This window comes from Pseudomonas sp. 1D4 (genome assembly GCF_001728925.1).
GTDB classification, from domain to species: Bacteria; Pseudomonadota; Gammaproteobacteria; order Pseudomonadales; family Pseudomonadaceae; genus Metapseudomonas; species Metapseudomonas otitidis.
The window spans coordinates 1-7347 of the sequence record NZ_LXJQ01000092.1 but is presented as its reverse complement, the minus strand read 5'-3'; the positions used below and the strand labels follow the sequence as shown (position 1 = coordinate 7347).

9 protein-coding genes are annotated in these 7347 nt (G+C 68.1%); 6 read left to right on the top strand and 3 right to left on the bottom strand.

Going from position 1 to position 7347, the window contains the following annotated elements:
* From A7D27_RS28190 to A7D27_RS26260, 3 genes are all read right to left on the bottom strand, one after another.
* On the bottom strand, positions 1 to 172 hold a 172-nt coding region (locus tag A7D27_RS28190; RefSeq protein WP_139134200.1), incomplete at its 3' end, for an OprD family outer membrane porin.
* Between the two features lie 109 nt (positions 173 to 281).
* Complete coding sequence (locus A7D27_RS26265) at positions 282 to 1142, bottom strand: MBL fold metallo-hydrolase (protein WP_069566608.1); 861 nt, start codon at positions 1140 to 1142, stop codon at positions 282 to 284.
* 34 nt (positions 1143 to 1176) lie between these two features.
* Complete coding sequence (locus A7D27_RS26260) at positions 1177 to 1776, bottom strand: glutathione S-transferase family protein (protein ID WP_069566607.1); 600 nt, start codon at positions 1774 to 1776, stop codon at positions 1177 to 1179.
* Between the two features lie 143 nt (positions 1777 to 1919).
* On the opposite strand from A7D27_RS26260, the gene A7D27_RS26255 reads away from it, so the two are divergent.
* From A7D27_RS26255 to modC, 6 genes are all read left to right on the top strand, one after another.
* Complete coding sequence (locus A7D27_RS26255; RefSeq protein ID WP_069563667.1) at positions 1920 to 2492, top strand: TetR/AcrR family transcriptional regulator; 573 nt, start codon at positions 1920 to 1922, stop codon at positions 2490 to 2492.
* Between the two features lie 100 nt (positions 2493 to 2592).
* Positions 2593 to 3813, top strand: coding sequence for a DUF5610 domain-containing protein (locus tag A7D27_RS26250; RefSeq protein ID WP_069566606.1), 1221 nt, complete (start codon positions 2593 to 2595; stop codon positions 3811 to 3813).
* Between the two features lie 317 nt (positions 3814 to 4130).
* Complete coding sequence (locus A7D27_RS26245) at positions 4131 to 4370, top strand: glutaredoxin family protein (RefSeq protein ID WP_069566605.1); 240 nt, start codon at positions 4131 to 4133, stop codon at positions 4368 to 4370.
* Between the two features lie 216 nt (positions 4371 to 4586).
* Positions 4587 to 5348: a molybdate ABC transporter substrate-binding protein gene (gene modA, locus A7D27_RS26240; RefSeq protein ID WP_069566604.1), complete on the top strand. Its 762-nt coding sequence runs from the start codon at positions 4587 to 4589 to the stop codon at positions 5346 to 5348.
* A 34-nt stretch (positions 5349 to 5382) separates the two neighbouring features.
* A complete protein-coding gene (modB, locus tag A7D27_RS26235) occupies positions 5383 to 6063 on the top strand; it encodes a molybdate ABC transporter permease subunit (RefSeq protein WP_069563663.1) in 681 nt (226 codons plus the stop codon).
* Position 6064: 1 nt separating this feature from the next.
* Positions 6065 to 7156, top strand: a complete 1092-nt coding sequence (modC, locus tag A7D27_RS26230) for a molybdenum ABC transporter ATP-binding protein (protein WP_069566603.1) — start codon at positions 6065 to 6067, stop codon at positions 7154 to 7156.
* Positions 7157 to 7347 lie beyond the last annotated feature (191 nt).

The following is a 7347-nucleotide window of genomic DNA, read 5'->3' as shown; positions in this document are numbered from 1 at the left end:
CTTTTTTCTGCGAGGCACCCGGCTGGCGGAAGTCGCGGTTGAAGTAGAAGTTGCGCAGCTCGACGCTGGCCTTGCTGTCTTTCAGGAAGTCGGCCTGGGCGAGGCCGGGCAGGGTGAGGCCGGTGCCGAGCGCCGCCAGGGTGATGGCGGACGCGAGCGAGGTCTTGCTCATTGTTCTTGTCTCCTCGTTGGGGTTGCAGGGTGGTTGGGGCCGCCCTGTTACAACGCGGAAAATTAAGCACCCGGTAACAAATTCGTCACCTTAGACATTGGTCGTGGCGTCATTCCACCCACTGCGGGTAGTAGCCAATACGGTCCTGCACGGCGGCATCGTGGGCCGGCACCACGCTCAGCGCGGGGTCGGCCTGGATCAGGTCGTGCACCCGCTGGAGCTGGGCCCGCGTGCCTTCGCGGTCGTTGTCGACCATCCGCCGGCTGACCCAGAACTTCTCGTTCGGGCCGGTGAAGCCTTCCAGTCGCCAACTGGTGTCGCCGGTGAAGAAGAAGCGCCGTCCGTCGGCCAGTGTCAGGAACACCCCCACCGAGCCCGGTGTATGCCCGGTCAGCGGCACCAGCACCACGCTGCCGTCGCCGAACAGGTCGAGGCTCTCGTCGAAGCCCATGTAGGGCGTCGGCTCGAACTCGAAGGGCTGCCAGCGCACGCCATGGGTGAACTGGCTGGGCAGCACGGCGGGCGGGGTGGCGATGTGGCTGAAGTCGATCTCTGCCCAGGGCGCCCACACCGGCACTTCGGGGAAGTCGGCCAGGGCCGAGGCGTGGTCCCAGTGCGCATGGGTGAGCAGGATGCGGTCGATGCGGAGGCCGTCCCGGTCCAACTGGTCGCGGGCGGGCGTCACCGTCTGGTACTTGAACAGCGGCTTGTCCCACCAGGGCATGTCCGTCTCGAACTGGGCGTCCACCTGGCGGCCGAGGCCGGTGTCCAGCAGCAGGGTGGCGGCGTGATGCTGGATGAGCACGGCGGTGTGGTTGACCGGTACGGTCCTGGTCCATTGCCCGCCCTCCACGGTGAAGGCGTCGAGTGTCTCCGCGCTGGAGGTCTTCACCAGGGCGAAGCGCAGGCCGTCGGCCTGGGCGAAGGCGGTGACGAGCAGCAGGGGCAGCAGCAGGGCGAGGCGGGGCATGGTCCGGCGTCCTTGGCAGGGGAGAGGCGGGCGATCAGCCCGGCAGGCGGGGCGTGTCGATGAAGCCCGGCAGGGCACGGATGCGCGCCAGCCAGTCGCCCAGGTGGCGATGGGGCGCCAGGTCGAGTCCGCCTTCGCCGGCCATCGCCAGGTAGGGGAAGGCCGCTACGTCGGCCACGCTCGGGGCCTCGCCTTCGGCCAGCCAGCGGTGCCGGGCGAGGTGGGCATCCACCAGGGTCAGCACCTGTTCGCCACGGGCCTGTGCGGCAGCCAGGTCACCGGGGCGTTTGAACAGCGTGAGCACCCGTGCCTGGGCCGGGCCGTGGTGGATCTCGTTGGCGGTGAAGCTCAGCCAACTGACCACGCGCGCCAGGGCCAGGGGCTCCAGCGGCAGCCAGGCGGGGGCGTAGCGGCTGGCCAGGTAGACGAGGATGGCCTGGGAGTCGCCGACGGCCTGGCCATCGGCCTCCAGCAGCGGCACCTGGCCGCGCGGGTTGAGGGCGAGGAACGCCGGCTGCTTCTGTGCGCCGGCCGGCAGGTCGACGAAGACCGTCTCCGCCTCCTGACCGATCAGCCCGAGGAACAGGCGCACCTTGTAGCAGTTGCCGGAGAGGGGAAAGTCGTGGAGGCGCATGGCGGGTCATCCGTGTCGGGGGAGGTGCGCGAAATAATAGACAGACCTGTCTGTTTGTTCCAATTTCTTTTCGCCACGCCGCGAACCCCGCGGTTTGAGCCGCTGCCGGGGGATGCGCATAATGCGCCGTCCAGGAGATTCCAATGGCTTCCAGCAAACGCGACCAGCTCATCGACACCGCCCTTACGCTGTTCTACCGCGACGGGTTCCATGCCACCGGCATCGACCGCATCCTGGCCGAGTCCGGCGTGGCGAAGATGACCCTCTACAAGCACTTCAAGTCCAAGGACGAGTTGATCGAAGCGGCCTTGCAGAAGCGCATGGAAGCCCCCCGCGAACGCATGGCCTGGGCACTGGAGCATCTTCCGCCGCGTGCAGCGATCCTGGCGGTGTTCGAGGGGCTGCACGGCCTGCTGCACGAGGCCGAGTACCACGGTTGCGCCTTCGTCAACGCCGCTGCCGAGTTCCATGACCGCGACCACCCCATCCATCGCGTTGCCGCCTCCCACAAGGCCAACGCCGAGGCGCACTTCCGCACGGCGCTGGCGCGCCTGGAGGTGGCCGAGCCGGCGCGCCTGGCGCGGCAACTGCAGTACCTGCTGGAGGGGGCCATCACCATGGCGCATATCCAGGGGCCGGGTGACCAGGCGCTGGAGGCCGGCGCCGCTGCCGAGGTGCTGCTGCGCGCCGCTGGGGTGCCCGATCCGCAGGCGTGAGTGCGGCCGACCGTCCATCGGCTGCCTCGCCAATCACCCTCAAGCTTTTCCCGCTGTCGCCGTCAAAGTCGTGTACATCCGCTCAGACGGGGCTGCCACCATGAACTCACTCGATTCCCTGGCTTCGGCCACCAGCCGCCCGAACTACCTGACCCGTAGCGACAGCGCCAACCGCAACGCCACCAACGCCCAGAACGTCCTGGCCAACCGCGTCGCCCAGCGACTCGGCATCGACCCCGCGACCCTCGCCGGCAAGACCCAGGACGACTACACCCCCGACAAGGTTGCCGGGCGCATCCTCGATTTCGTCGGCGGCCGCATCCAGGCCGAAGCGGCCAACGGCGCCGACCCCGAGAAGCTGCAGAAGATGCTCGACCAGGCCCGCCAAGGCGTGGAGAAGGGCTTCGCCGAAGCCAAGAAGATCCTCCAGGGCATGGGCGTGCTGGGTGGCAAGATCGCCAGCGACATCGAAGACACCTTCCAGCGCGTGCAGGACGGCCTGGACAGGATCGGCAGCACCTACGGCCTGGGCGGTACTCCGGCTGGCGACACTTCCAGCGTCTCCCGCGCGGCGGTCAGCGCCAGCACCAGCACCCTGGTCGCGCGCTCCAGCACCTTCGACCTGGAGGTGACCACCCGCGAAGGCGACACGCTGAAGATCTCCATCGCACAGGCCTCGGCCAACTGGTCCAGCACCTCGGCCAGCGCCAGCAGCACGCGCACCTCGGGCAATGGCGGTACGTCCACCAGCACCAGTGCCCAGGTCAGCGCCTCCAGCGGCAGCCTGCAGATCGGCGGCTGGTCGGTGCAGATCGAAGGCAACCTCAACGACGACGAGAAGGCCGCACTCACCGACCTGCTCGGCCAGGTGCAGGACATCTCCAGCAAGTTCTACTCGGGCGACCTGTCCGGCGCCTTCGATCGTGCCCTGGCCCTGAACATGAACGGCGACCAGCTTGCCTCCATGTCCCTCAACCTGTCCCAGACCACCTACGCGCAGGCCACTAGCACCTACGGCGCGGTGTCGGAGGAGGGCGGCCAGCCCGCCAGCGCGGTGAACACCTCCCTGCGCGACTACGCCCGGGGCCTGCTGGATGCGATGAAGAACGCAGCGGCCTTCAGCGACGACGCCAAGGGCACCCTGCAGCAACTGCTCGATGGCGGCTTCTCCCTCAACCAGAACCTCAGCGAAGGCCAGTTGGAGAAGGCCAAGACCCTCAACGCGCGACTGCTGGAAGGCCTGGCACCGCTGCTGCAGGGCACTGCCGGCACCCCGGCCGAGAAGAGCCCGGTCGACGCCAGCGCACCCAAGGCCAGTTGATGCCTGGCGGGAGCCGGCACCATGCCGGCTCCCGCCCGTCAGAAGGGCACCTCTAAAAACGGCCTGCGTTGTCATCGCGGCGTTAAAAACAGGCTCGTGCGCGAGTCCGATCAAATTGCCCATTTTTACGACTCGTAAACTGCGCTTTTTCGCCTGTTTGACGCTCTGATGCGCGCCCTTCGGGCCAGCCTTCGGCTGTTACTCCCGTTGGTCGTTGCGCCTTCGGCTTCCGGCCTCGCCTACGTTTTTAGAGGTACCCCAGAAGGGGCGGGAGGCCGTGATAAACTGCGCCCCCTTCCCCTCGAGCGAGCCCTGTGATGCTTCCTGAATGCAGCCTCTTCGGCACCCTCGGATGCCACCTGTGCGAAGTGGCCGAGAGCGTGCTCATGCCCTTCGTCGAGCATGGCCTGCTGGTGGAGGTGCTGGACATCACCGACCAGCCCCAGTGGGTGGAAGCCTACGGCCTGCGCATTCCCGTCCTGCGGCGCAACGACACCGGCGCCGAGCTGAACTGGCCGTTCGACGCGGCCCAGATCGCGACCTTCCTCGAACCCTGACCGGCCCGGGCCTGCATGGGCCCAGTCCTGCTCGCCATGCCGCATTCTGGAGGCAGGACGGGGCGTCACTACTACCCGCTGAGCCGGGGCACGCGGGTTGCAGCGCACCGCCGAAGTCCTTTTTTCGCTGTGTGGTTTTGTATATAGCGACTGGTGTAGAGTCTCCACCCGCTCACCGCTTCGCCCTTCCCGCACAAGAACGAAGGAGTGCCTCCCATGCTTCAGTTGTCCCGCGTGTTCGTCGCCCTGATTGCCAGTGCCGCGGCCCACCTGGCCCTGGCTCAGGACGTCCAGGTCGCCGTCGCCGCCAACTTCACTGCGCCGATCCAGGCCATTGCCAAGGACTTCCAGCAGGACACCGGGCACAAGCTGGTGATCGCCACCGGCGCCACCGGTCAGTTCTATGCGCAGATCCACAACGGCGCGCCGTTCGAGGTGTTCCTTTCCGCCGACGACAGCACCCCGGCCAAGCTGGAGCAGGAGGGCGCCACCGTGCCCGGCTCGCGCTTCACCTACGCCATCGGCACCCTGGCCCTGTGGTCGGCCAAGCCCGGCTACGTGGACGCCCAGGGCGAGGTGCTGAAGAAGAACGACTACCAGCACCTCTCCATCGCCAACCCCAAAGCCGCCCCCTACGGCCTGGCCGCCACCCAGGTGCTGGAGAAGCTGGGCCTGACCGCCCAGCTCAAGGGCAGGCTGGTGGAAGGCCAGAACATCACCCAGGCCCACCAGTTCATCGCCACCGGCAATGCCGAACTCGGCTTCGTGGCGTTGTCGCAGATCTACAAGGATGGCAGGGTGACCGGCGGTTCTGCCTGGATCGTCCCGGCGGCCCTGCACGACCCGATCAAGCAGGACGCAGTGATCCTCGCCAAGGGCAAGGACAACCCCGCCGCCCAGGCCCTGGTGGACTACCTCAAGGGTGAGAAGGCGGCCGCGGTGATCAAGTCCTACGGTTACCAGATCGACAAACCCTAACGCCCGCTACGTGCCCTGATTCAAGGAACCCTGCATGCCCCTGAGCGGTGACGACTGGGCGGCCATCCGGCTGACCCTGGAACTGGCGACCCTGACCACGGCCCTGCTGCTGGTGCTCGGCACGCCCATCGCCTGGTGGCTGTCGCGGACCGACTCCTGGCTCAAGGGCCCGGTGGGCGCTGTGGTGGCGCTGCCGCTGGTGCTGCCGCCCACGGTCATCGGCTTCTACCTGCTGGTGAGCATGGGGCCCCACGGATTCGTCGGGCAGTTCACCCAGGCCCTGGGGCTCGGCACCCTGCCGTTCACCTTCGCCGGGCTGGTGGTGGGCTCGGTGTTCTACTCGATGCCCTTCGTGGTGCAGCCGCTGCAGAACGCCTTCGACGCCATCGGCCCGCGCCCGCTGGAGGTGGCCGCCACCCTGCGGGCCGGCCCCTGGGACACCTTCTTCCATGTGGTGCTGCCGCTGGCCCGGCCCGGCTTCATCACCGCGTCCATCCTCGGCTTCGCCCACACGGTGGGGGAGTTCGGCGTGGTGCTGATGATCGGCGGCAACATCCCGGAGAAGACCCGCGTGGTGTCGGTGCAGATCTTCGACCACGTCGAGGCCATGGAATACGCCCAGGCCCACTGGCTGGCGGGCGGCATGGTGGTGTTCTCCTTCCTCATCCTGCTGGCGCTGTATTCCAGCCGCCGGCTCAAGCCGGGCTGGAGCTGAGATGAACACCCACGACCGCATCCGGGCCCGCCTGCGCCTGGCCTGGCCGGACTTCGAACTGGACACCGACCTGGACCTGCCGGGGCGCGGGGTGACTGCGCTGTTCGGCCACTCCGGCTCCGGCAAGACCAGCGTGCTGCGCTGCCTGGCCGGGCTGGAGCGGGCCGAGGGCCGCGTCGAGGTCAACGGCGAGGTCTGGCAGGACAGCGCCCGTGGCCTGTTCATGCCCACCCATCGGCGCGCCCTGGGCTACGTGTTCCAGGAGGCGAGCCTGTTCGAGCACCTCTCGGTGCGGCGCAACCTGGCGTTCGGTGAACGGCGCATCCCGGTGGCCCAGCGTCGCGTACCCTTCGACCAGGCGGTGGCACTGCTGGGCATCGAGCACCTGCTGGAGCGCATGCCGGCGCGGCTCTCCGGTGGTGAGCGGCAGCGCGTCGGCATGGCCCGGGCACTGCTCACCAGCCCCCGGCTGCTGCTGATGGACGAACCCCTGGCGGCCCTGGACGGCAAGCGCAAGGCAGAGATCCTGCCGTACCTGGAACGCCTGCACGACGAGCTGGACATCCCCGTGCTCTACGTCAGCCATTCCCCGGAAGAGGTGGCACGCCTGGCGGACCACCTGGTGCTGCTGGAGGCCGGCCGCGTGCTGGCCAGCGGGCCCCTGGGCGAAACCCTGGCGCGGCTGGACCTGCCCACGGCCCTGGACGATGACGCCGGCGTGGTGGTGGAAGGACGGGTGGTGGCCCATGACGCTGCTTACCAGCTGCTGACCCTGGGCCTGCCGGATAGCGGCCTCAGCGTGCGGGTGGCCCATGCGCCCGCCGAGGCGGGGCGGCGGGTGCGCTTCACGGTGCGCGCGCGTGACGTCAGCCTGAGCCTGCAACGGCAGGCGGACAGCAGCATCCTCAACCTGCTGCCGGCCACGGTGCGCGACAGCATCCCGGCGGACAACGCCGCCCACGTGCTGGTACGCCTGGACGTGGAAGGCACGCCGCTGCTGGCGCGCATCACCCGCTACTCCCACGACCAGCTCGGGCTGCACCCGGGCCAGGCGGTCTGGGCGCAGATCAAATCGGTGGCGCTGCTGGCTTGATGGGCGGTTGACACCACCCAGTGGCGCAACCGTACACAGCTATCGGAAGCGCCTGATGGAACCCCCCTATTACAAACAGTCAGTCTCCGTCCTCCCAGTTCCCAAGGACGGAGCCCCGCATGTTCAACCCCGCCAACCAGGCGCACTTCAGCCTCGACATCGAAGGCGCCAACCCTGACTTCAAGGTCCTT

Excerpts from the sequence above, each read along its gene's own strand:
- A7D27_RS26265 (WP_069566608.1), bottom strand. The coding sequence starts at position 1,142 with ATGCCCCGCCTCGCCCTGCTGCTGCCCCTGCTGCTCGTCACCGCCTTC.
- A7D27_RS26260 (WP_069566607.1), bottom strand. The coding sequence starts at position 1,776 with ATGCGCCTCCACGACTTTCCCCTCTCCGGCAACTGCTACAAGGTGCGC.
- A7D27_RS26255 (WP_069563667.1), top strand. The coding sequence starts at position 1,920 with ATGGCTTCCAGCAAACGCGACCAGCTCATCGACACCGCCCTTACGCTG.
- A7D27_RS26250 (WP_069566606.1), top strand. The coding sequence starts at position 2,593 with ATGAACTCACTCGATTCCCTGGCTTCGGCCACCAGCCGCCCGAACTAC.
- A7D27_RS26245 (WP_069566605.1), top strand. The coding sequence starts at position 4,131 with ATGCTTCCTGAATGCAGCCTCTTCGGCACCCTCGGATGCCACCTGTGC.
- modA (WP_069566604.1), top strand. The coding sequence starts at position 4,587 with ATGCTTCAGTTGTCCCGCGTGTTCGTCGCCCTGATTGCCAGTGCCGCG.
- modB (WP_069563663.1), top strand. The coding sequence starts at position 5,383 with ATGCCCCTGAGCGGTGACGACTGGGCGGCCATCCGGCTGACCCTGGAA.
- modC (WP_069566603.1), top strand. The coding sequence starts at position 6,065 with ATGAACACCCACGACCGCATCCGGGCCCGCCTGCGCCTGGCCTGGCCG.